Below are 21,174 nucleotides of genomic sequence, written 5' to 3' on the forward strand. Positions count from 1 at the left end.
CATGTCCGATAACAAGAGCTTACTCCAGGATCTTCTCTACTTGATGAGACGCCTTCGCGACCCAGAGACAGGCTGCCCCTGGGACTTGAAGCAGACATTCGCAACCATTGTGCCTTTTACCCTGGAAGAAGTTTACGAGGTTGTCGATACCATTGAGCGAGAGGATTACTCCCATCTTAAGGAAGAGCTTGGCGACCTGCTGTTTCAGGTAGTCTTCTACAGCCAGTTGGGGGAAGAGCAGGGCCTATTTAACTTCGAACAGGTCGTATCAGCACTGACTGATAAGCTTGTCAGTCGCCATCCCCATGTTTTCCCCGAAGGTACATTGCACAGTCAGCGCGATCCACAGGAAAACCCCAACGAACAAGATATCAAGCAGAACTGGGAGCGCCTTAAGCAGGGTGAACGACAGGATAAAGGTCGTTCATCGATTCTGGATGATATTCCTCGGGCATTGCCAGCTTTGAGTCGTGCGCAGAAATTGCAGAAACGGGCTGCAAACCATGGTTTTGATTGGCCGGATAGTGGTGGGGTGTGGAATAAACTGCACGAGGAAATCGACGAATTAAAAGCGGCGTTGCGGGAGCAGAATCAGGAGTGTATCGAGGATGAACTTGGTGACGTGCTGTTTACTACCGTCAATCTCGGTCGCCATCTGGGCGTCGATACAGAATTAGCCTTGCGAAATGCCTCGAAAAAGTTTGAGAAACGTTTCCAGTACCTTGAAGAGAAACTTGCTGAGTCTGGTGAGGAGGTTGTCAACACCTCTCCGCAACGTCTTGATCAGTTGTGGCGTGAGGCCAAACTGGAGACCAGGTAACATCGGTCAAAGCCGCGTATTTGCTTGTTATCCGGGCGGATTATGTGTAAGGTTTCCGCCCTCAATCACGAGTTTGGGCAATTTGCTAATTATAATTCTACCCAGATTAAGCGGAGATCATCGATGCGTATTATTTTGTTAGGACCGCCGGGAGCGGGCAAAGGTACACAAGCCAAATACATCACTGAAAAGTTTGGCATTCCCCAAATTTCAACCGGCGACATGCTGCGCGCTGCAGTTAAGGCTGGCACCGAGCTGGGCCTGAAAGCCAAAGATATCATGGCATCAGGCGGCCTGGTCTCTGATGACCTGATTATCGCGCTGGTGAAAGAACGCATTCAGGAGCCAGACTGTGTAAACGGTTTCCTGTTTGATGGTTTCCCCCGCACCATTCCCCAGGCTGAAGCACTGCTCAGTGAAGGCGTCACTATCGACAAAGTCATTGAAATTGATGTGGCAGATGATGAAATTGTGTCTCGCTTGAGCGGCCGCCGTGTTCACGAGGGTTCAGGTCGCGTCTATCACGTTATCCATAATCCGCCGAAGCAGGAAGGTGTGGATGATGAAACCGGTGAACCACTGATCCAACGTGATGACGATAAGGAAGACACTATCCGTAACCGTCTTTCTGTTTACCACGAACAAACTGAGCCTCTGGTCGGCTTCTATCAGGGCTTGGCTAAAACCCAACCTGACAGTGCGCCTTCTTATGCCAGTGTCAATGGTGTTGGTGCTCTGGCAGATGTTGAAGCACGTCTGGAAGAAGCGCTGGCTTGAGTTCAAGCAGTCATGCAAAATGGGCCCGATAGGGTCCATTTTTTTTGCCCAGAAATTGATAGGTTATGAATAAAAAAGCCGTTATTGTCGTTAATCTCGGAACGCCGGAAACACCGACACCGGGGGCCGTTGCGAAATTTCTGAAACAGTTCCTTTCCGACAGCAGAGTGGTGGAAGCACCCAAGCTGCTGTGGTGGTTTTTACTGCGCTTGGTGATTATCCCGTTGCGAGCCAAGAAGGTGGCACATAGCTATGGTGAAATCTGGCTGGCTGAGGGGTCGCCGCTCCGGGTTATTACCGGGCGCCAGGTTACAGCACTGCAAAATCAGCTGGACGAGGATGTCGGACTGGGAAATACCGTGGTTTGTGAAGCAATGACCTACGGAGAACCATCTCTTTCTCACACCTTCCAGAGATTGCGGGAGCAAAGTATTCAGGAGTATGTGGTGCTACCTATGTATCCACAGTATTCGGGATCGACCACCGGAGCTATCTACGACCAGTTGTCAGCTATTATTCGTCAGTCGCGGGATGTTCCAGATATCAGTGTGATCAAGTCATTTCACGATCACTCCGGATATACCGACTGTTTAGTGCAGAGTATTCGTGATTCCTGGGAAAAGAATGGGCGACACGAAAAGCTTTTGATGTCGTTCCACGGTATTCCACAGGAATATGTTGATAAAGGTGACCCCTATTACCAACACTGCCTGGGCACTGCCGAAGCAGTGGCAGAAAAGTTGTCTCTGGAAAAAGACCAGTGGGCGATGAGTTTTCAATCGCGCTTTGGCCCCAAACAATGGCTGCAGCCCTACACAGATGAACAATTGAAAACCTGGGCAACCAACGGTGTGAAGTCCATTGATATTATCAGCCCTGCATTTACGGTTGATTGCCTGGAAACACTGGAAGAATTAAATATCTCTTATCGGGAGCTTTTTCTATCTGAAGGCGGTGAACATTATCAATACATTCCTTGTTTGAATGATGCTCCAGAATTTATTAAAACCCTTGCAACGCTGGTGAAAACAAAACTATTTAATTAAATTTACCGAAATAAGCTAAATTACTGTCTATATTTGATTATTTTTTGCTCCTCTGCTGGAAAATATCTTTAAATTGAATAAACTTTATACACATCAATTTTATTGATGATTATATTTTCTTTTTTTCCAGCTTAAAGGGGACATCCAATGGCTCGAGCTCCCAAGAAAACTGCTGTTAAAGCAGTAGCAAAAACCACAACCAAAAAAACAACAGCAAGGAAAAAAGCAGAGGTCAACAAGGTAAACCCTGCAGTCGCTAAAGCTGAAAATCTTATCAGCAAGTTGGAAAAGGAGATTTCTACCCAGAGCAGCAAAGTTAGCGCTGTAAGAAAAAAACTCATGGCAGCGAGAAGTCGCGTTGCTGAAAATTCATCGAAAGCTGCCCAGTCAGCCTTGAAGAAGGCTATGCAGGAAGTCCGCTCAGGAATGACAAAGCTTGAAAACCTGAACGTAAAAAACACTCTGGCAAAAGCAGAGCTACGCGCTGCAAAAATTATGGGCCAGCTGGCTGATATGGAAGAAAAGGCAAAAGCCCGGGTCATTCAGGCAGAATCCAAACTCAAGGATAAAACCCAGGAAGAACTGGATGCGGCCAAGAAGCGTTTTGAGCAGGCCTGGTTGAAAAAACGTTCCAATGATATGGCGAGAAAGGTCAGAGAGGTTGAGCGAAGAGCGCTTTCCAGAATTAAATCTGCTGAAAAATCGCTACACAAAAAAGCTCAGGCAGTGATTAAGGCTGCCGAGAAGAAAGTTGCTGCCGTGAAGGAAGCTAAAACCCCGATGCCATCTGTCCGTGGACCTGGGCGTCCCCCAAAAGCCAAGGCTGTTGAGGCAACTACCGTCAAACGTGGACCTGGTCGCCCCAGAAAGACTGCTTCGACAAACGCTGCTGCCAAGACAACTACGGCGAAGCGCGGGCCAGGAAGACCACCCAAAAAAGTGACGGCGACTGCTACAACGACTACAGCTAAACGCGGTCCTGGAAGGCCAAAAAAATCGACAACAGGTGCCACTAAGTCCGGCGCAGGGAAATCTGTAAAGGCGGCAGTGAAACCAGCTACAACCAAACGCGCGGTCGGACGTCCTGCCAAGGCTAAAACATCTGTTGCAAAAAAACCTGTGGTAAAAAAACCAACCACAGCTAAACGTGGTCCTGGTCGTCCACCCAAGGCAGCTTCTTCAAAATCCAGTAATGCCAGCGCGACCAAAGCGACAGATACATCAACTGGAACTGAAGCGAAAAATGAAAGCGCAAGCTGAAGGGTTTGACCTCAGGTTGGCATAAACCTGCCCACTGCCAGAGGCCGATTCAGGTTACAATCCCCCGCTTTGACGGGGGATTTTTTTGTGCACACGGTTTTAGCCATCGATACGACGACCGCTGCCTGTTCAGCGGCGCTGAGTCTTCGAGGAGAGGTAATTTCTCGTTTTCGTCTGGCAAGTCGTGAGCATACCCGCCTACTGTTGCCGATGGTAAATGAGCTGCTGGAAGAGGGTGGTATTTGCCTGAATCAGCTGGATGCGTTGGCATTCACCCACGGTCCCGGATCATTCACAGGTATTCGTATTGGTTTTGGTGTTGTTCAAGGCCTGGCCTTCGGCGCTAACATTCCTGTATGCCCGGTTTCCAGTCTCGAGACATTAGCCCTCACAGGGCTTCGCAAGCAGGAGCCAGTAAAAGAGCCATGCATCGTCATGCCGATGTTTGATGCACGAATGGATGAGGTCTATTGGGCGCAGTTTGAATGGCGTGACGGCCAATTGACGAGGTTATATGAAGACAGTTTGTCCGTACCGGAAGACCTTCCCGCCACCGCTTCCCCGCTAGCAGTCCACGGTTTTGGCGATGGGTGGAATTACGCTCAGAGAATTGCCATTTCCCCGACATTTCTTAATAGAGAAGCCTTGCCAGATGCTCTAGATGTTTTGACGCTGGCAATGCCTCAAATTGCACATGGAGCTACGCAAGCTGTAACTGACGTGCAGCCACTGTATTTGCGAGACAAGGTGACCTGGAAAAAACGCCAGCGATTGCGAGAACAAAAGCCGGAGAATGGCCGAGGGGAGGCCTGTTTGTAATGGATGCACTACAAATCGCTATACTAGCCATTATTCAGGGCTTGACCGAATTCCTGCCGATTTCCAGCTCTGCCCATCTGATTTTGCCGTCGGCAGTATTGGGTTGGTCCGATCAGGGGCTTGCCTTTGATGTTGCCGTGCACGTTGGCTCGCTGGTCGCTGTATTGTGGTATTTCAGGCGGGATGTACAGGGCCTCATAACAGGTTGGCTACGTAGCGTAACTGGTGGAGGTGACTCACCGGAAAGCAGGTTGGGCTGGCAGCTTATTCTTGCCACCATCCCCGCTGGACTTGCGGGCCTGTTATTTGCTGATTTCATCGAGACACATCTGCGCTCAACCCTGGTGATTGCCATCACCACGATCCTCTTTGCCTTGTTATTGGGTGCTGCTGATATGTTCAGTGCCCGCAGTCGTCCACTCACCGACTTCACCTGGCGTGCTGCGTTATTTGTGGGCGTTGCCCAGGCTATCGCATTAATACCGGGTACTTCACGTTCCGGCATTACCATTACTGCAGCATTGGCGTTGGGATTTGACCGCCCAGCCGCAGCCCGTTTTTCCTTCCTGATGGCGATTCCCATTATTGTGCTCAGTGGCGGTTACAAAATGATGCAACTGACCCGTCTCGAGAAAGTCCCTTGGGGTGATATAGTCCTGGGCACTTTTTTGTCTGCTGTGGCCGCCTATCTGTGTATCCACCTTTTCCTTACCTGGATTAACCGCATTGGGATGTTGCCGTTTGTTATTTACCGCCTGCTGCTCGGTGCCGTGCTGATTATTATCTTGATGAATTAGGAATTCTAATCCGTGAGCAAAGTTGCCTTTTTTGGTTTGGGTGTGATGGGTTTTCCTATGGCGGGCTATCTTAGTCGTGCGGGCCATGAGGTCTGTGTCTACAACCGTACAGCGGCAAAGACGAAGGCCTGGCTTGAATGTTATCCCGGTAGGGGGGCAGAGACCGTTATCGAAGCTGTCAGAGAGGCGGACTTTGTTTTTGCCTGCGTCGGTAACGATGATGATCTACGGGAGATCACTACTGGAGACAACGGGGCGTATTCAGCCATGAAGGAGGGCGCCCTGTTTATTGATCACACCACCGTTTCCGCCACTGTCACCAGAGAACTGGCAAAAGTGGCAGCGGACAGAGGGATTGGCTACCTGGATGCGCCGGTCTCCGGTGGTCAGCAGGGGGCCGAAAAAGGTCAACTGACGGTTATGGTTGGCGGAAATACCGATGATTTTCAGCGCGCAGCTCCCTTGATGGATAGCTATGGCCGCCAGGTTACGTTACTCGGTCCGGTGGGCTCAGGCCAACTATGTAAAATGGTCAACCAGATCTGTGTGGCCGGATTAATTGAGGCCCTGGCAGAGGGGTTACATTTTGCCCGCGCAGCAGGGCTGGATGCCGAACAGGTGATCGACGTCATATCCAAGGGGGCAGCCCAGTCCTGGCAAATGGAGAATCGCTACCTAACGATGTTGGCCGGTGAGTACAATCACGGTTTTGCTGTGGATCTGATGCGTAAGGATTTGGGGATTGTGCTCGCAGAAGCGAAAAAAAATGGCACCCGGTTACCAGTGACCAACATGGTTAATGAATTTTATGATGAACTACACAACATGGGCGGTGGTCGTTGGGATACATCCAGTCTGCTGGCCAGGCTGGAAAGTCAATCGGGTTAAGGCAATAGGCAGGATAGAAGCCAATGAGTAGTGAACCTTTCAATCAGCAACTGCTGAAGTATATCGGTAATTCTCCCACCCCTTTTCATGCGGTCAGAAATCTCCGTGAGCTGTTGGATGATGCTGGCTTTCAGTCCCTACCAGAAGAAGATGTCTGGGAGCTGGAGAAGGGTGGGCGCTACTACATCACGCGCAATGGCTCTTCCATTATCGCTTTTGTGATGGGCCAGATCCCTGTCGAGGAGTCGGGTATCCGCATGGTGGGGGCCCATACCGACAGCCCGTGTCTCAAGGTGAAGCCGAAACCCGAATTGAATCGTCAGGGTTATTTTCAATTAGGTGTGGAGGTATACGGTGGTGCGTTACTGAATCCCTGGTTTGATCGGGATTTGTCTATCGCTGGCCGGGTTATCGTAGATAACGGCGAGGGCAAACTGTGTCAGGGCTTAATTGATTTGCAGCGACCGGTGGCGGTGATTCCCAGCCTGGCGATTCACCTTGACCGGGATGCCAACAACGAACGGAAGGTGAATCCGCAAACGGATATCCCACCAGTTCTGTTCAAGGATGCGAAGAAGGACATCAAGGATTTTCGTGAAGTTCTATCCGAGGCCCTGAGCCATACCTCTACCAGCCTGGCCGGCAAAAAAATTGTCGACTATGAATTGTATTTCTATGACTGCCAGCAGCCTGCCATTACCGGATGGCGAGATGAGTTTATTTCCAGTGCCCGTCTCGATAACCTGCTGAGCTGTTTTACCGGCCTTAAAGCCTTACTGGAAGGCGGCGATCGGCAGACCACCATGTTGATCTGCAATGATCATGAAGAAGTCGGCAGTGTATCCGCCTGTGGTGCCAATGGCCCAATGCTGCAGTCACTTCTGGAGCGCCTCTACCCGCAACCGGAACGGCTGACCCGTATTATTCGCCGTTCATTGATGGTGTCAGCCGATAATGCCCATGGGGTTCATCCAAACTATGCGGATCGCCACGATGGCAATCACGGCCCGATTCTCAATGCCGGTCCGGTACTGAAAATCAACGCCAATCAGCGTTATGCCACTAATGGTGTAACGTCTGCCATTTTCCGCCAGTTGTGTGAAAAGGCTGATGTGCCACTTCAGGTTTTCGTAAATCGGACAGATCTGGGATGTGGCAGCACCATAGGCCCCATTACGGCGGCCATGCTGGGTGTCCAGACCCTCGATGTGGGTGTGCCGACCTTTGCCATGCACTCCATTCGAGAGATGGCCGGTAGCGAGGATGCGCACAATCTCTACCGTGCTCTCACGGAATTTTACAGTTATGAAGGCAGTTTGCTGGTGGAAGACATCTGAATGCACAATTTCGCCTTTATCCCCATGCTGAAATCCGTATGATGTGCGCCCAAAAGACGTATTAACTGTAGATACAACCCATGAATAACAACACAGCTTCCGAAGCCGATACTGTCCTGACCGGCATAACCACAACCGGCACGCCCCACTTGGGTAACTACGTGGGTGCTATCCGACCAGCCATTGCTGCCAGCCAGAATACGGATGTTAATGCCTATTACTTTCTGGCAGATTTCCATGCGCTGATCAAGTGCCAGGAACCGGAAAAGGTCCACCAGTCGACCCTGGAAATCGCTGCAACCTGGTTGGCACTGGGTTTGAATACCGACAATGTGGTGTTCTATCGGCAGTCCGATATTCCTGAAATTCCACAGTTAACCTGGTTTCTGAATTGTGTCGCCGCCAAGGGCCTCATGAACCGTGCACATGCCTACAAAGACTCGGTTCAGAAGAATCTGGACAGTGGTGAGGACACGGATTATGGCATCACCATGGGATTGTTCTCCTACCCGGTGTTGATGGCAGCAGATATTCTCATGTTCAACGCCACTAAAGTGCCGGTGGGAAGGGATCAGATTCAGCACATTGAAATGGCCAGGGATATCGGCCAGCGTTTCAACCACATCTACGGTGAACATTTCACGTTACCGGAAGCGGTAGTGGATGACCATGTGGCGGTATTACAAGGGCTCGATGGTCGAAAAATGAGCAAGAGCTATGGCAACACGATTCCGCTTTTCCTGCCGGAAAAACAGCTGAAAAAACATATTAATAAAATCGTCACCAACCTATTGGAGCCCGGCGAACCCAAAGACCCGGATACGTCCACCGTGTTTCAGATTTGGCGCGCTTTTGCCACCAAGGAGCAAACGGATGCGATGCGTCGTGAGTTTGAAAATGGCATCGCCTGGGGTGAAGCCAAGAAACAGCTGTTCGAGTTGATCAACGAGGAACTGCGGGAGCCACGTGAGCGCTACAACGAGCTTATGGAGAACCCGGACTATATCGAAACCACGTTAAAGGCTGGCGCTGAAAAGGCGAGAGCAGTGTGTACACCATTTATGGATAAACTTAACAGGGCGGTGGGGCTGTATCCTTTAGTTTAATCAAAATCATAGTGAATCAGTTCAGCTAGGGAAGGCTGGCTATCACCTCCAGCATCGCATGGCAGAGCAGTTGCAGGTCATCTTCACTGATGATGTAGGGGGGCATCACATAAATCAGTTTACTGAATGGCCTGATCCACACCCCTCGATCAACAAATGCCTTTTGGATGGTTGCCAAGTCGACAGCCTGTTTCATTTCCACGACGCCAATCGCCCCTAACACACGAACATCAGCTACATTAGCAAAGTCGCGTGCGTGTGCCAGTTCAACCTGAAGCTGTGACTGTATGTCTTGAACTCTTTCAGACCAGTCACTGGACAACAGCAGGTCTATGCTGGCATTGGCCACTGCGCAGGCGAGGGGGTTGCCCATAAATGTCGGGCCATGCATAAAAACTCCGGCTTCGCCCTGACAGATGCCATCACTCACTTTTTCAGTGCAGAGTGTGGCTGCCAAGGTCATATATCCACCGGTAAGTGCTTTACCCAGGCACATAATATCAGGGGCAATATCCGCCCATTCACAAGCGAACAGCTTGCCGGTACGCCCGAATCCTGTAGCAATTTCATCGGCGATCAGAAGCACATCATATTGATCGCAGAGTTCACGTACACGTTGCAGGAAGTGGGGCGAATAAAAGCGCATGCCGCCCGCACCTTGCACAATCGGTTCGAGGATAACGGCGGCCAGCTCATCGCAGTGCCCTGACAATTGTGTCTCAAAATCTGTAATGTAGGCTTCGTCCCAATCGTCATCGAATCCACAGCGCGGCGCTTGGGAAAATACCTGCTGCATCAGCACATCGTGAAAGAGGTGATGCATACCGGTAATAGGGTCGCACACAGACATCGCCCCGAAGGTATCACCGTGATAGCCATTGCGCAGACTCAAAAGACGGGTTTTTCCAGTAACGCCGCGGGATTGCCAGTACTGGAAGGCCATCTTCATGGCAACTTCGACACTGACCGAGCCTGAATCACATAAAAACACCTTCTCCAGGCCTGTCGGTGTAAGATCTACCAGCGTTCTGGCAAGCTTGGCGGCGGGTTCATGGGTGAGGCCGCCAAACATGACATGGGACACCCGTTCGACCTGCTCATGAAGCGCAGCGTTAAGGGTAGGGTGGTTGTAACCATGAATGACACACCACCAGGAAGACATACCGTCTATAAGCTGTCGTCCATCAGACAGCTCTATGCGAACACCGTGTGCAGAAGTGACCTCATAGGCCGGTATCGGTGATGTCAGGGAAGAGTAGGGATGCCAAATATATTGCTGGTCAATGGCCGTAATTTGGGACCTGCTAAGTTTATTCATGGAGAGGTGATTCACAGTCCAGGGGATTGATATTGTATGATACAGAAGTTGGTGGTACCAAAGTGGATAACGACAATTAACAGATGGCTTTGATCATGGCACTTAAACCTGTTTTCATCAGTTTTATTCTTATCACGTTGTTGGGTGTGGCAAATGTACAGGCCGCGACCGATAGCCAATATTGGGCCTACTGGGATAAATCTAACGACTGGAACCGTGAGGCCATCAATCACCAAGCGTGGGATAACATCCTAAAGCACCATGTAGTAAAAAAAGAAACCGGTGTTAACCGGTTCCGTTACGGTGAATTGAATCACAGCGACAAAAAATCATTATCAAAATACATCGATACGCTGTCGGCAACCGACCCGAGAAAATACAGCCGCAAGGAGCAGCAAGCGTATTGGCTGAACCTGTATAACGCATTGACGGTGAAGGTCATCAGTGACCACTATCCGGTTAAAAGCTTTTCAGAGATCGGTTCAAAGCATTCATCAAAGGGCCCCCTGAACAGCCAATTAGTCAGCGTGACTGGACAATGGCTCTCACTGAATGATATTGAAAACCGAATCTTGCGACCCATCTGGAAAGATCACAAAGTACATTTCGGACTGAATTGTGCTGATATGAGTTGTCCCGGACTGTTGCCGGTAGCCTTTACCGGTAATAACGTGAAAGCTCTGCTGAAAGAATCGGGCAGAGAGTTTATCAACCACAAGAATGGTGTCACTCTCAAAAATGGTCGCTTGACAGCATCAAGTATGTTCAGCCAGTACAGAGAAGATTTTGCACGCGACGACAAAGCGCTGCTCAAGGTGTTTGCACACTATGCAGATGATCGGTTGGCCCTATACCTGTTAGGGTTTCAGGGAAAGATTGATTATATACACGATCGCAGTCTTAACTCTTTCTAGAATTAATCTCATAAACACTGCATATCTAATTAACAGATAACACTATTTATGGTGTAGATATGAAAAGAAAAAAAGAACAATCTATCTGGATTAGATTGTTAAGAACAATATCTTCATTGGCTCTTATCGGTGCAACTACCTACGTTATAGTTGCAGGATTTAACCTTATAGCAGCAGTGGTACTGATTTCTTCCTTTGGTGGCATAGCAGGACCAGCGGTAATGGCTGCTGATAGTGCACTTGAATGTGTTACAGGCTTTTTTGAATTGCTGTTAGACGGTATTCTTTCTATCTTCGAAATTATTGGCGATATATTCAGTTCAATCTTTGGCTAACCTGGTGTGGCAGTAATCAAAATCAAGGTCGATGACGAGCTCTAAGGGGCAAAGCTAACGCAATCGCATATAGTTTGCCCCTGAGACAGGTTTTATCGCTTTTGATTGGACTGTGTTGGTTATTCTTCAACACCGCCATGCGCTAAAGACCATTCCACAGGCGCATTAAGGAAAGACTCAATTTCCGCAATGGATTGGTTGTCCATACGGTTCTCAGCTTTACAGACATTCAATACGTCATGCCAAGTGGTCAGATAATGTAGATTTACGCCAATATCTGCCAGCTTTTCCCTTGTTCCCGGGAAGATATCGTAAAAAAAGATAACAAAAGTATCGCTGACCTCGGCACCTGCATGACGCAATGCTTCGCAGAATTTGATTTTGCTGCCACCGTCAGTGGTCAGGTCTTCCACCAATAGAACCCGTGAACCTTCCTTCAGGTCGCCTTCGATTTGTGCATCTCGGCCAAAACCCTTGGGTTTCTTGCGCACATACTGCATTGGCAGGGAGAGGCGTTCAGCAAGCCAGGCGGCAAAGGGGATACCGGCAGTTTCGCCACCTGCAACAGCATCAATGGATTCAAAACCGATATTTCTCAAAATGGTCGAAGCACCAAAGTCCATCATGGTGGAGCGAACACGTGGGAAGGAGATGATCTTGCGACAATCAATATAGACTGGGCTGGCTTTTCCTGAAGTAAGTTTGAATGGATCATTTGGTCTGAAATTGATGGCTTCTATTTCAAGCAGCATCTTGGCGGTCATTTCCGCGATGAGTTCGCGATCAGGAAAGCTAGTAACGGACATAGAGACTCCAGTTTTACTTGCCGGGAATAACAATCCCGGGCAGATTTTACGGCGTTGTTTAAGAGTATTTGTGAACCATTGGTGGGAAGGGGGAATTCTGCCAGAACAGCCAGTTTCGGTACAGTCTGCAAGTAAAATTGGTACAAATAGAGTGCTAATAGGGCCTATTGAGCGACAAAGGGAGCCATAGGCCCCCTTTATATTGTATAGCCACCGGTGGTCGCTAGAGATGAGATTGTTCGTTAGAACTGGTAGCGAACACCCAGTTCAACGGAACGCCCCGGGCCTGCCAGTGAATCAAACTGTCCGACCATGCCTTCGTCACGCCATTGGGCGATGCTCACGCCGCCGAGGGGCAGGTCGTAGCTTTCATCCAGCAGGTTGCGAACGCCGAAGTTGATGATTGTTGAATTCCAGCGGTATTCGGTGAATGCATTGAGAAGCGTGTATTTAGCAGTATCGTTTTCCAGGCGAATCTGGTCGACCTGGTCTTTTTTATCCGCCCATTCCAATTCAAGGATATTTGTCCACTGCCCAAGGATCTGCTCGAGGGCAATCTTAACGTTGAGAGGCATTATGTGGTAAAGATCTTCCGGACCATCCTTGCGCTTGCCGCGGGTGTAGGCAATTTGGCCCCGCATGATGCCTGAGCCCCATGCAGATGAGTTCCACAGGCTGCGTGAACCATTCAGATCGAGCCCGTAAAACTCAGCGTCGATGTTGGTGAATTGAAGTAGGGGGCGGGTGACTGACATAACCATTCTCGGGTGAAAACTTCCGATCTGGGTGGCATCAATAAAGTCATCTACATAGGTGTAGTAGGGGTTGATGGTAAATTCCCAGCTATCATCCTGTGAGCGTTTGGTGTAGGACGCACTCAGAGTGTGGGCAATCTCAGGGTCCAGATCGATGTCCCCTACATAGCCGTTGCCGTCGCCATACCAGCCGATCATGGTCATAGCCATAGTGTTTCTACCCCAAGAGTATCGCTCATACAGGTTGGGAGAGCGGCTCTTGCGAGCGTAGCCGAATTCGATGGTTTCCTCGGTGGAGGGTTCAAAGCGAAACATCAGTGAGAGATCAATATTGTCGTCAACTTGTTTATGATTGCGCCCGTTAAATGCCTCTGCTGCAACTGCATCGAGGTTGGTGGACATCATGATCATCGGCATGGTGTTGTAGGGCTGGACGTCATCTGTGTCAGTAATGACGTGTTCATAGCGAATGCCCGCCACAGTGGTCCATTGGGGATTGATGCGGTATTCAGACTCAGCCCACAGAGCATAGCGGTCACGCTCATCATCGTTAATATTTACATAGGTGTCAGGCCCCATCATCATTGAACCAGGCACGGCTGGCCACCAGTCATCCAACTTGTAATGATGATATTCATTACCGACACGCAGGGTATATTGCTCGGTGAGGGGAAATTCAGCCTTGATGACATAACCAACGTCCCTACCGTCCGTGCTCATAGGCATGGTGCCGGTCTTCTCCTTGGTAAAAAACCCCATTTCGTGCTCGACATCGTTCCAACTGAATAGGGCATCGAGCTTAATCCAGTTGAAATCACGCAAGTAGTTGACGCTAACCCCGTTGCTTTTATTGCCGACCATATCCATGTACTGATTTGGAAAGCCCTGATAAGGCACTTCTTGGTGAGTAAGCTTAACAATTACCTCCTGATCTTGGCCTTTGGCACCAATCGTAATGGCATGGCTTTCGGAGCGATAAAGGGTGTCAAGAACCTTGTCGCCGTCTCCATCACGATACGTGGCGGATCGGTCTAGACTACCGGTGTAGTTCAAGCTGAGGTTATCACTGGCGATCGTGGTATTAAGGAACTCGCCATGATGTTGCCCATTGCTACGATAAAAAAGCACCGATACTACCCTGTATATGAAGTTTGTCGGAGGTGGAGTAGATGGGAGTTTGGGATGTAACTAAAATAGTACCGGCAAAACTGTCGCCACCACTGCTTACCGGTGTGATGCCTGATAGTACTATGGCCGATTCTATGCGGCTTGAGTCTATGTAGGACAGGGGTGGATTCATATGGTTAGCGCAGGATGATGTAATTTCACTACCATCTATTAGGACTTTTACCCGATCGCCATTCATGCCGCGTATAACAGGCAGTTTTCCTATGCCTCCGGCAGAGTAGAACTCGACACCTTCTTCTTTTAATACCGCAGCAGAATCACCAGTGGTGATTGGTACAGACTGTTGTGGCTTGATCAGTAGAATCTCTTCTGTGATTTCTTGCGAGAATACCGACCACGACGAAGTGGCAGCAATGGCCATCGCCAGGGCAGTATGTGAAAAGCGTTTTGTAGATGGCGTATGCATGAATAGAGTCAAAATAAATCCTTAATAGGGGAGCAAATTTTGGGCAGCATTTTAAGAAGGTTGTTAAGAGGGGAACATGTGACAAATTGTCGCATGCCCAACTACTGCATATAATTTACTATATTTAACATAATATACATTATGCGCAATTTGGTCTGGGGCGGGTAAGACCGAAATCGAGAAGTTGCCTAGCTATTGACGCGTTATGCAGGGTCAAGACGTTTGTCAGGTTGGCAGCCTGTGCAACGGGTTCAATGGTTTTGTAGTTCGTTACGCCATAAAGCGGCATTCTCAAGTTTAACGATTCCACCAATGACTCAAGGACAAATCATTACAGTGCAGACGACCAGCGTGGATCTCCCAGTTGGTCCACACCACCGTCCAGGTGGTCATGCATGCGAAATTCAGCCCATACACCAAACCGATTGTCATCGGCAATCCACATCAAAAATCCATCGCTAAGGAGAGCTATATGCGAAGTGTAAGGAAATACATGGTTCTGGTTGTAATTGGTGTCAGCTGTGGTGTGGCAATTAGTTTGCCAAACCATGCTCATGCTGGAGACCCGCAAGGTAGCTTGGCGGCCTGCCAAAACCTAAAAAATGATAAAAAGTATTACCAATACCTGCGACGAAAAGGTGGCTCAAGCTCGCAGATGGAATATTGGCGAAAAAGGATGAGAGAAATCGAAGACCGCATGTCGGCAATGGAGTGCAGAAAGCATAGAAATAAACTTAAGTAGTTAATTTATCTCTTGTTATTACGGTTAGGGCAGATATGGGTGGATGTGTATAAAAATTGATTGTATTAAGGCGTGCCCGATTCGTGATATTGATGAATCATCTATCACGAGAAATACATGCCCTACTCCAGATCATTATCATTACTCCTCGATCCTTCAATGGAAAACCTGCCCTACGTATTTTGTCGGCGTAGATTGAACAGACGACCCAGAAACAGTAATCCATGACCGCCTGATGATCCGTTTATATGTGTACGTCTGGGACACGGCAACCCAAAACAAAAGCAAGGGGCTCGGTTGGACCCATACTTGCCCCGTTATTGGCATTCAAACGGAGAGCAGCAGAAATTCACGCTCCCAAGAGCTAATCACACGAATAAAAGCCTCAAACTCTTCCAGTTTGACGTCGGTATAAGCCATCACAAAAAGCTCACCGAAGATTTCCTTTATCTCATCGCACTCATCCAGCGCGCGAATACCCTCCTCCAAGCTTCTGGGAAGCATGATCTCTTCCTCGTAGGCGTTACCACTGTGTGGAGGGGTCGGGTCTATACGGTTTTTGATTCCCAGGTAACCGCAGGCCAGAGATGCCGCCACCGCCAGATAGGGATTTACATCGGCTCCCGGAAAGCGGTTTTCAATGCGTCGTGAAGCCGGTGTACAGTCCGGGATACGTAAACCGGCCGTACGATTGTCATAACCCCAGCATAGATTGATGGGGGCTGATACATCTTTTGTGAAACGCCGGTAAGAGTTGACGTTTGGTGCAAAAAAGGAAATCACGCTATTTGAATATTTCTGTAATCCACCAATGTACCAGCGGAAGTAATCACTCTCCTCGCCCGTTTCGGTGGAAAAAATATTCTTGCCGTCTTGATCGTTAATGCTCTGGTGCAGATGCAAGGCGCTCCCCGGCTCATTCTTCATAGGCTTGGCCATGAAGGTGGCGTAGATATTGTGCCTCATGGCCACTTCGCGGATGGTGCGCTTGAAGATGAATACCTGATCAGCAAGATCCAGCGCATCACCATGCAGAAAATTGATTTCCAGTTGTGCTGGTCCAGATTCGTGAATCAACGTATCGACATCCAGCTCCATCACGTTGCAGTAGTTATACATATCTTCAACAAAGGGCTCGAATTCATTTGCAGCATCAATGCTGTAGGATTGACGTGCTGTCTCAGGACGGCCCGAGCGCCCTGTTGGCGGCTTCAGTTCAACATCTGGGTCGAGATTGCGTTCGATCAGGTAAAACTCTACTTCGGGGGCTACGATAGGATGCCACCCCTCCTGCGCATAAAGATCCAAAACCTTTTTCAGGACGTTGCGCGTGGAAAGCGGATGCGGGTTGCCATCCTTGTCAAAACAGTTGTGGATGATCTGTGCTGTGGATTCGTTAGCCCAGGGCACTTTGCGAACCGCTGAAAGGTCAGGTTCCAGAATCATATCGCCATCACTGGAACTATAGACGCCCCAAAAGCGATCACTAAAATCTCCGGTTACAGTCTGTACCAGAATACTCTCGGGCAACCGGCTCTCCTCCTTGAGAAATTTGTTCGCCGGGATAAACTTGCCACGGGCCGAGCCTGTCATATCCGGCACCAGACATTCCACTTCACTGATATTATTGGCCTTCAGCCAATCAGCCAGCTCCTGATCTTCCTGCATTGCAAAACCCTTAAATTTACCTGCTGCATGGTAGTGTATACCTAATTATTTATTTAAATTAGCGCGATTTCTCTGTGATTGGGCCAGGTCATGACAAAACTACGTCAATATCCAGATTGCTACTATGAACCCAGTCGACACTACGACTTGTCGTGTCCCGTTCTGGGCGAGGATATCGCCGTTGATGTCTGTATTATCGGCGGTGGTTATACCGGTTTATCCACCGCGCTGCACTTGAGTGAAGCTGGCTGCAAGGTGGCCGTTCTAGATTCTCACCACATTGCCAGTGGTGCCTCGGGCCGCAATGGCGGTCATGTGGGCACGGGTCAACGACGCCACCAGGAGGATCTGGAAAAACTGTATGGCGCAGCCATTGCCGCAAAGCTTTGGCAAGCCGGGCTGGACGCTGTGGCACTGGTTAAAACATTGATCGAGCAACATCGCATCAATTGTGATCTCCAGAAAGGCATCCTGCATGTGGCTCACAAACCGCGCTACACAGCAGATTTTCGCGCAGAAGTCGATTTTCTTCAGCAACGCTATGGTTACACCCAGGCACGCGCCATTTCCAGGGATGAAGTCTCTGAGCTGCTGGGAACTTCTGTATTTTACGGCGGACTGCACGATACCGCTTCCATGCACCTCCACCCACTGAACTATGCATTGGGTCTAGCACAGGCCGCCAAAACAGCTGGCGCGCAACTGTTCGAATGTAGCCCTGTAGTGTCATACCGTAGCCAAGGGCAGGATATTACGGTTTCCACAGCCAATGGCTCTACCGTCAGGGCCAAACACCTGGTGCTGGCGTGCAATGGCTACCTGGGTAATCTCGAACCACGTATATCCGGCAAGATCATGCCCATCAACAATTTTCTGGTGGCCACCGCCCCCTTGGGAGAGGGGCTAGCGAACTCTCTGATTCGCAATCGTCTGGCCGTTCAGGACTCACGTTTCGTGATTAATTACTGGCGCTGCAGTGAAGATGGCCGCCTTGTTTTTGGCGGAGGGGAAAGTTATCGGTCATCCCTGCCAAGCAATATCCCCGGCATCGTCAGAAAGCGCGTGTTGGCAATATACCCCCAACTGGAAGATGTTCCCATTGATTATGCCTGGGGTGGGAAACTGGCTATTACCCTACAGCGTATGCCTCATGTGGGTCGCCTACAGCAAAATATCCATTACGCTCATGGTTATTCCGGTCACGGTGTGCCGACAGCAACTTTTCTGGGAAAAGCTATCGCGGAGGCTATCTGCAGTAACAGTGAACAGTTTGAATTGTTCGCAGGTTTACCTGCCAGGGCATTTCCCGGCGGCACCCTGCTACGCTGGCCAGGCATGGTGGCCGGCATGCTCTACTATTCGCTGATGGACCGGTTCTGAAGCAAGAGATATTGATAGTTCATGCCGTGCTTTCTGTTTAGGAGGGTTCACGCATGGTCACAAACTCTTCGGCGGCTGTCGGGTGAATACCGATTGTCGCGTCAAAATCGGCCTTGGTGGCGCCTGCTTTCATGGCGACAGCCATACCCTGGATAATTTCCCCGGCGCTCTCCCCCACCATGTGACAACCAATCACGCGATCCGTGGAACGCTGAACGATGAGCTTCATGAAGACCTTGCCATCTCCACCACCAAGGGTTTCTTTCATAGCTCGGAACCGGCTGCGGTAAATGGACAGATCGTCGCCGTGTTGTTCCCGTGCCTGAGCCTCGGTCAACCCAACTGAGGCACTGTTCGGCTGGCTGAATATCGCCGTTGGAATATTGCTGTAATCCACAGCAGTGGGAGTGCCTGTGGTAAGCCTTTTGGTAAGTGCCATACCTTCGGTAATAGCTACCGGTGTCAGCTCTACACGCCCGATCACATCACCTATGGCAAAAATTGAAGGTTCTGCAGTCTGGAAATAGTCATCCACCACAATTGAACCATTGTCACGGCATTCAACGGCGGTGTTTTCGAGCCCCAGCCCGTCGATCAGTGGACGACGGCCGGTCGCGTACATAATCAGGCCCGCCTCAATGCTTTCACCGTTGTTAAGCAGCGCAGAGTAGCCGTTTTCAATCGTCTCAATCTTCTCGATATCGGTTGAAAAATGTATCTTAACTCCTTGTTTTTCAATTTCTTCTTTGAGGGTGTTTCGAACATCCTCATCAAATCCCCGCAGGAATAGAGGCCCTCTGTACAGTAGATGTGTTTCCACTCCCAAACCGTTGAAGATGCCAGCAAACTCCACCGCGATATAACCACCACCGACAATCACAATACGTTCTGGAAGACTCTCAAGGTAAAAGGCGTCGTTAGAGGTAATGGCCAGTTCACTACCAGGAAAGCTGGGCACAAATGGAGTGCCACCAGTGGCAATAAGAATATTTTTACATTGGTAGACCCGACCGTTGACCTCGACTTCGTGTGGACCAACAACTTTTGCCCAACCTGTCACCAGTTCAACACCGGAGTTATCCAGTAGGTTGCCGTAAATACCATTGAGGCGTTCAATCTCGCGATTTTTATTGTCCCGCAACGTAGGCCAGTCAAACTCGGATTCACCCAATTGCCATCCAAAGCCCTTGGCGGCACGGAATTCCTCAGCAAAAGATGACGCATAAACAAACAGCTTTTTGGGTACACAGCCGACGTTAACGCAGGTGCCGCCGAGGTGCTGGGCCTCGGCAACCACCACGCGCAACCCCCGTTGAGCACACATACGGGCGGTACGCACCCCACCGGAGCCCGCACCGATGACAAACAGGTCAACGTCATAATTGGCCATGGGTATTCTCCTTAAAGCCGTGTTTAGCCCTTGAACCAGGACAACTGATCATGAAGTTTGACCACATCACCCACGATGATCAAGGTCGGGGCTTTGGCTTCGGCCTTACGCACGATGTCCGGTAACGTGGTCAGATTGCCGATAAATACACGCTGGCGAGCCGTTGTGCCCTTTTCCACCAGGGCGGCTGGCGTCGTGGCTGACTTGCCACGTGCAATCAGCTCCTTGCAGATGCTCTCCAAGCCACTGAGCCCCATATAGAACACCAGAGTCTGATTGGCTGACACCAGATCCTGACAGTTGAGGTCGAGAGAATGGTCCTTTAAGTGTCCCGTGATAAAGCGCACGGACTGGGCATAATCCCGATGGGTCAGCGGAATGCCGGCATAACTGGCACAACCCGAAGCGGCGGTGATTCCAGGGACCACTTGAAATGGCACACCCCGTTCTGCCAAATGGGCAATTTCCTCGCCGCCACGCCCAAAAATAAAGGGATCCCCGCCTTTTAGGCGCAGCACTCGCTTGCCCTGCAGGGCATATTCCGCAAGTTTTTCATTGATATTTTCCTGGGTGACAGGATGATCACCAGCAGTTTTGCCCACATAGATGAGTTCGGCATCTCTACGCACCAGCGCCATTACCTCTTTCGACACCAGGCGATCGTAAAGCACGATATCGGCTTTCTGCATCAAACGCAGGGCCCGGAAGGTCAGCAGGTCGGGATCACCCGGACCACCGCCCACCAGATAGACTTCACCGACGCTGGAAGGCTGATCTTGCTCGAGGCGCTGCTCGAGACGCTGATCCGCCTCTTTTAGACGTTCTGAGTAGACCAGCTCAGCAATATCTCCCTCAAACACATTTTCCCAGAACGCTTTGCGATCAAGACCGCTGTGAAATCGGGTCTTTACTCTGTCTCGGTACTTGCCTGCCAAAGCTGCCAACTTGCCGTAACCGGATGGGATGAGTGCCTCCAGGCGAGTACGTAACATACGGGCCAACACCGGAGCATTGCCGCCACTACTGATGGCGATCTGTACAGGTGAGCGATCGACAATGGAGGGGAACACCACGGTACACAGCCCCGGACTATCCACTACGTTGACAGGAATATTGGCAGCCTGGGCAAGCTGTGAGACCTGAGCATTGACAGTATCGTCATTGGTGGCAGCTACCACCAATACCGCACCCGCAATGTCATCTTCGGCAAAAGGACGCTCCAGAAAGTTCAGAGTCTGATTTTTTGCCATTTCGCGGATGGCCTGATTGACCTGAGGAGCAACTACTTCAATGGAGGCACCAGCATCGGCCAGCTGACGCAATTTACGCAGAGCGACGTCCCCTCCCCCGACTACCAGACAGCGACGGCCGCGGAGATTGTGAAAAAGCGGCAAGAGATCCATAGCTTAAGTCTGGCCCAGA

At 50.0% G+C, this 21,174-nt stretch carries 20 protein-coding genes; 13 read left to right on the top strand and 7 right to left on the bottom strand.

Translation table 11 applies throughout. The features are described from left to right. Position 1: 1 nt before the first annotated feature. The 9 genes from mazG (at position 2) to ACYZYZ_RS02880 (ending at position 8,850) form a co-directional block, all read left to right on the top strand. Positions 2–820: a nucleoside triphosphate pyrophosphohydrolase gene (mazG, locus tag ACYZYZ_RS02840; protein ID WP_461483182.1), complete on the top strand. Its 819-nt coding sequence runs from the start codon at positions 2–4 to the stop codon at positions 818–820. Between the two features lie 123 nt (positions 821–943). Beyond that, complete coding sequence (adk, locus tag ACYZYZ_RS02845; protein WP_305170951.1) at positions 944–1,597, top strand: adenylate kinase; 654 nt, start codon at positions 944–946, stop codon at positions 1,595–1,597. A 65-nt stretch (positions 1,598–1,662) separates the two neighbouring features. Then, entirely contained in the window at positions 1,663–2,643 is a 981-nt protein-coding gene (gene hemH / locus ACYZYZ_RS02850) for a ferrochelatase (protein ID WP_461483183.1), read from the top strand. Between the two features lie 147 nt (positions 2,644–2,790). Next, positions 2,791–3,903 (top strand): hypothetical protein, encoded by a 1,113-nt coding sequence (locus ACYZYZ_RS02855; RefSeq protein ID WP_461483184.1) that lies wholly within the window; start codon positions 2,791–2,793, stop codon positions 3,901–3,903. Positions 3,904–3,990: 87 nt separating this feature from the next. Next, a complete protein-coding gene (tsaB, locus tag ACYZYZ_RS02860) occupies positions 3,991–4,722 on the top strand; it encodes a tRNA (adenosine(37)-N6)-threonylcarbamoyltransferase complex dimerization subunit type 1 TsaB (protein ID WP_461483185.1) in 732 nt (243 codons plus the stop codon). Next, positions 4,722–5,519 carry an undecaprenyl-diphosphate phosphatase gene (locus ACYZYZ_RS02865; RefSeq protein ID WP_461483186.1) on the top strand — a complete coding sequence of 266 codons (798 nt, stop codon included), beginning with the start codon at positions 4,722–4,724 and terminating at the stop codon, positions 5,517–5,519. Before tsaB ends, ACYZYZ_RS02865 begins: the two co-directional genes overlap by 1 nt. 12 nt (positions 5,520–5,531) lie before the next feature. Next, positions 5,532–6,407, top strand: coding sequence for an NAD(P)-dependent oxidoreductase (locus tag ACYZYZ_RS02870; protein WP_461483187.1), 876 nt, complete (start codon positions 5,532–5,534; stop codon positions 6,405–6,407). Between the two features lie 23 nt (positions 6,408–6,430). After that, entirely contained in the window at positions 6,431–7,744 is a 1,314-nt protein-coding gene (locus ACYZYZ_RS02875; RefSeq protein ID WP_461483188.1) for a M18 family aminopeptidase, read from the top strand. Positions 7,745–7,824: 80 nt separating this feature from the next. Then, complete coding sequence (locus ACYZYZ_RS02880) at positions 7,825–8,850, top strand: tryptophan--tRNA ligase (RefSeq protein WP_305170958.1); 1,026 nt, start codon at positions 7,825–7,827, stop codon at positions 8,848–8,850. A 25-nt stretch (positions 8,851–8,875) separates the two neighbouring features. On the opposite strand, the gene bioA is transcribed toward ACYZYZ_RS02880, so the two are convergent. Next, on the bottom strand, positions 8,876–10,168 hold the full coding sequence (gene bioA, locus ACYZYZ_RS02885; protein WP_461483189.1) for an adenosylmethionine--8-amino-7-oxononanoate transaminase: 1,293 nt from the start codon (positions 10,166–10,168) through the stop codon (positions 8,876–8,878). A gap of 95 nt (positions 10,169–10,263) precedes the next feature. Between bioA and ACYZYZ_RS02890 the strand changes: the two genes are divergently transcribed. Together ACYZYZ_RS02890 and ACYZYZ_RS02895 are read left to right on the top strand one after the other, a co-directional pair. After that, positions 10,264–11,082 carry a DUF547 domain-containing protein gene (locus ACYZYZ_RS02890; protein ID WP_305170960.1) on the top strand — a complete coding sequence of 273 codons (819 nt, stop codon included), beginning with the start codon at positions 10,264–10,266 and terminating at the stop codon, positions 11,080–11,082. A gap of 59 nt (positions 11,083–11,141) precedes the next feature. Next, on the top strand, positions 11,142–11,417 hold the full coding sequence (locus ACYZYZ_RS02895) for a hypothetical protein (protein ID WP_305170961.1): 276 nt from the start codon (positions 11,142–11,144) through the stop codon (positions 11,415–11,417). Between the two features lie 119 nt (positions 11,418–11,536). Here ACYZYZ_RS02895 and ACYZYZ_RS02900 read toward each other — a convergent pair whose 3' ends face one another. The 3 genes from ACYZYZ_RS02900 to ACYZYZ_RS02910 all read right to left on the bottom strand — a co-directional run bounded on the left by ACYZYZ_RS02900 (position 11,537) and on the right by ACYZYZ_RS02910 (position 14,584). Next, on the bottom strand, positions 11,537–12,223 hold the full coding sequence (locus ACYZYZ_RS02900) for an orotate phosphoribosyltransferase (RefSeq protein ID WP_461483190.1): 687 nt from the start codon (positions 12,221–12,223) through the stop codon (positions 11,537–11,539). Positions 12,224–12,465: 242 nt separating this feature from the next. Further along, a complete protein-coding gene (locus ACYZYZ_RS02905) occupies positions 12,466–14,106 on the bottom strand; it encodes a TonB-dependent receptor plug domain-containing protein (RefSeq protein ID WP_461483191.1) in 1,641 nt (546 codons plus the stop codon). Beyond that, entirely contained in the window at positions 14,090–14,584 is a 495-nt protein-coding gene (locus ACYZYZ_RS02910; RefSeq protein WP_461483192.1) for a TonB-dependent receptor plug domain-containing protein, read from the bottom strand. Before ACYZYZ_RS02910 ends, ACYZYZ_RS02905 begins: the two co-directional genes overlap by 17 nt. A 379-nt stretch (positions 14,585–14,963) precedes the next feature. Between ACYZYZ_RS02910 and ACYZYZ_RS02915 the strand changes: the two genes are divergently transcribed. After that, positions 14,964–15,314 (top strand): hypothetical protein, encoded by a 351-nt coding sequence (locus ACYZYZ_RS02915; protein ID WP_461483193.1) that lies wholly within the window; start codon positions 14,964–14,966, stop codon positions 15,312–15,314. A 327-nt stretch (positions 15,315–15,641) separates the two neighbouring features. Here the strand turns inward: ACYZYZ_RS02915 and ACYZYZ_RS02920 are convergent, their stop codons facing one another. Then, positions 15,642–16,982, bottom strand: coding sequence for a glutamine synthetase family protein (locus tag ACYZYZ_RS02920; RefSeq protein WP_461483194.1), 1,341 nt, complete (start codon positions 16,980–16,982; stop codon positions 15,642–15,644). Positions 16,983–17,072: 90 nt separating this feature from the next. Between ACYZYZ_RS02920 and ACYZYZ_RS02925 the strand changes: the two genes are divergently transcribed. Beyond that, a complete protein-coding gene (locus ACYZYZ_RS02925) occupies positions 17,073–18,362 on the top strand; it encodes an NAD(P)/FAD-dependent oxidoreductase (protein WP_461483195.1) in 1,290 nt (429 codons plus the stop codon). 37 nt (positions 18,363–18,399) lie between these two features. On the opposite strand, the gene gorA is transcribed toward ACYZYZ_RS02925, so the two are convergent. After that, a complete protein-coding gene (gorA, locus tag ACYZYZ_RS02930; protein ID WP_461483196.1) occupies positions 18,400–19,752 on the bottom strand; it encodes a glutathione-disulfide reductase in 1,353 nt (450 codons plus the stop codon). A gap of 23 nt (positions 19,753–19,775) precedes the next feature. Then, the gene (cysG, locus tag ACYZYZ_RS02935) at positions 19,776–21,155 is read right to left on the bottom strand and encodes a siroheme synthase CysG (RefSeq protein ID WP_461483197.1); all 1,380 of its coding nucleotides are present in this window, start codon (positions 21,153–21,155) and stop codon (positions 19,776–19,778) included. Positions 21,156–21,174 lie beyond the last annotated feature (19 nt).

Origin of the sequence: Porticoccus sp. (assembly GCA_023261185.1) — a bacterium.
GTDB classification, from domain to species: Bacteria; Pseudomonadota; Gammaproteobacteria; order Pseudomonadales; family Porticoccaceae; genus Porticoccus; species Porticoccus litoralis.

What these genes read in the sequence shown, in the direction of transcription:
- mazG (WP_461483182.1), top strand. Translation starts at nt 2, where the DNA reads ATGTCCGATAACAAGAGCTTACTCCAGGATCTTCTCTACTTGATGAGA.
- adk (WP_305170951.1), top strand. Translation starts at nt 944, where the DNA reads ATGCGTATTATTTTGTTAGGACCGCCGGGAGCGGGCAAAGGTACACAA.
- hemH (WP_461483183.1), top strand. Translation starts at nt 1,663, where the DNA reads ATGAATAAAAAAGCCGTTATTGTCGTTAATCTCGGAACGCCGGAAACA.
- ACYZYZ_RS02855 (WP_461483184.1), top strand. Translation starts at nt 2,791, where the DNA reads ATGGCTCGAGCTCCCAAGAAAACTGCTGTTAAAGCAGTAGCAAAAACC.
- ACYZYZ_RS02865 (WP_461483186.1), top strand. Translation starts at nt 4,722, where the DNA reads ATGGATGCACTACAAATCGCTATACTAGCCATTATTCAGGGCTTGACC.
- ACYZYZ_RS02875 (WP_461483188.1), top strand. Translation starts at nt 6,431, where the DNA reads ATGAGTAGTGAACCTTTCAATCAGCAACTGCTGAAGTATATCGGTAAT.
- ACYZYZ_RS02880 (WP_305170958.1), top strand. Translation starts at nt 7,825, where the DNA reads ATGAATAACAACACAGCTTCCGAAGCCGATACTGTCCTGACCGGCATA.
- bioA (WP_461483189.1), bottom strand. Translation starts at nt 10,168, where the DNA reads ATGAATAAACTTAGCAGGTCCCAAATTACGGCCATTGACCAGCAATAT.
- ACYZYZ_RS02890 (WP_305170960.1), top strand. Translation starts at nt 10,264, where the DNA reads ATGGCACTTAAACCTGTTTTCATCAGTTTTATTCTTATCACGTTGTTG.
- ACYZYZ_RS02895 (WP_305170961.1), top strand. Translation starts at nt 11,142, where the DNA reads ATGAAAAGAAAAAAAGAACAATCTATCTGGATTAGATTGTTAAGAACA.
- ACYZYZ_RS02900 (WP_461483190.1), bottom strand. Translation starts at nt 12,223, where the DNA reads ATGTCCGTTACTAGCTTTCCTGATCGCGAACTCATCGCGGAAATGACC.
- ACYZYZ_RS02915 (WP_461483193.1), top strand. Translation starts at nt 14,964, where the DNA reads ATGCATGCGAAATTCAGCCCATACACCAAACCGATTGTCATCGGCAAT.
- ACYZYZ_RS02920 (WP_461483194.1), bottom strand. Translation starts at nt 16,982, where the DNA reads ATGCAGGAAGATCAGGAGCTGGCTGATTGGCTGAAGGCCAATAATATC.
- ACYZYZ_RS02925 (WP_461483195.1), top strand. Translation starts at nt 17,073, where the DNA reads ATGACAAAACTACGTCAATATCCAGATTGCTACTATGAACCCAGTCGA.
- gorA (WP_461483196.1), bottom strand. Translation starts at nt 19,752, where the DNA reads ATGGCCAATTATGACGTTGACCTGTTTGTCATCGGTGCGGGCTCCGGT.
- cysG (WP_461483197.1), bottom strand. Translation starts at nt 21,155, where the DNA reads ATGGATCTCTTGCCGCTTTTTCACAATCTCCGCGGCCGTCGCTGTCTG.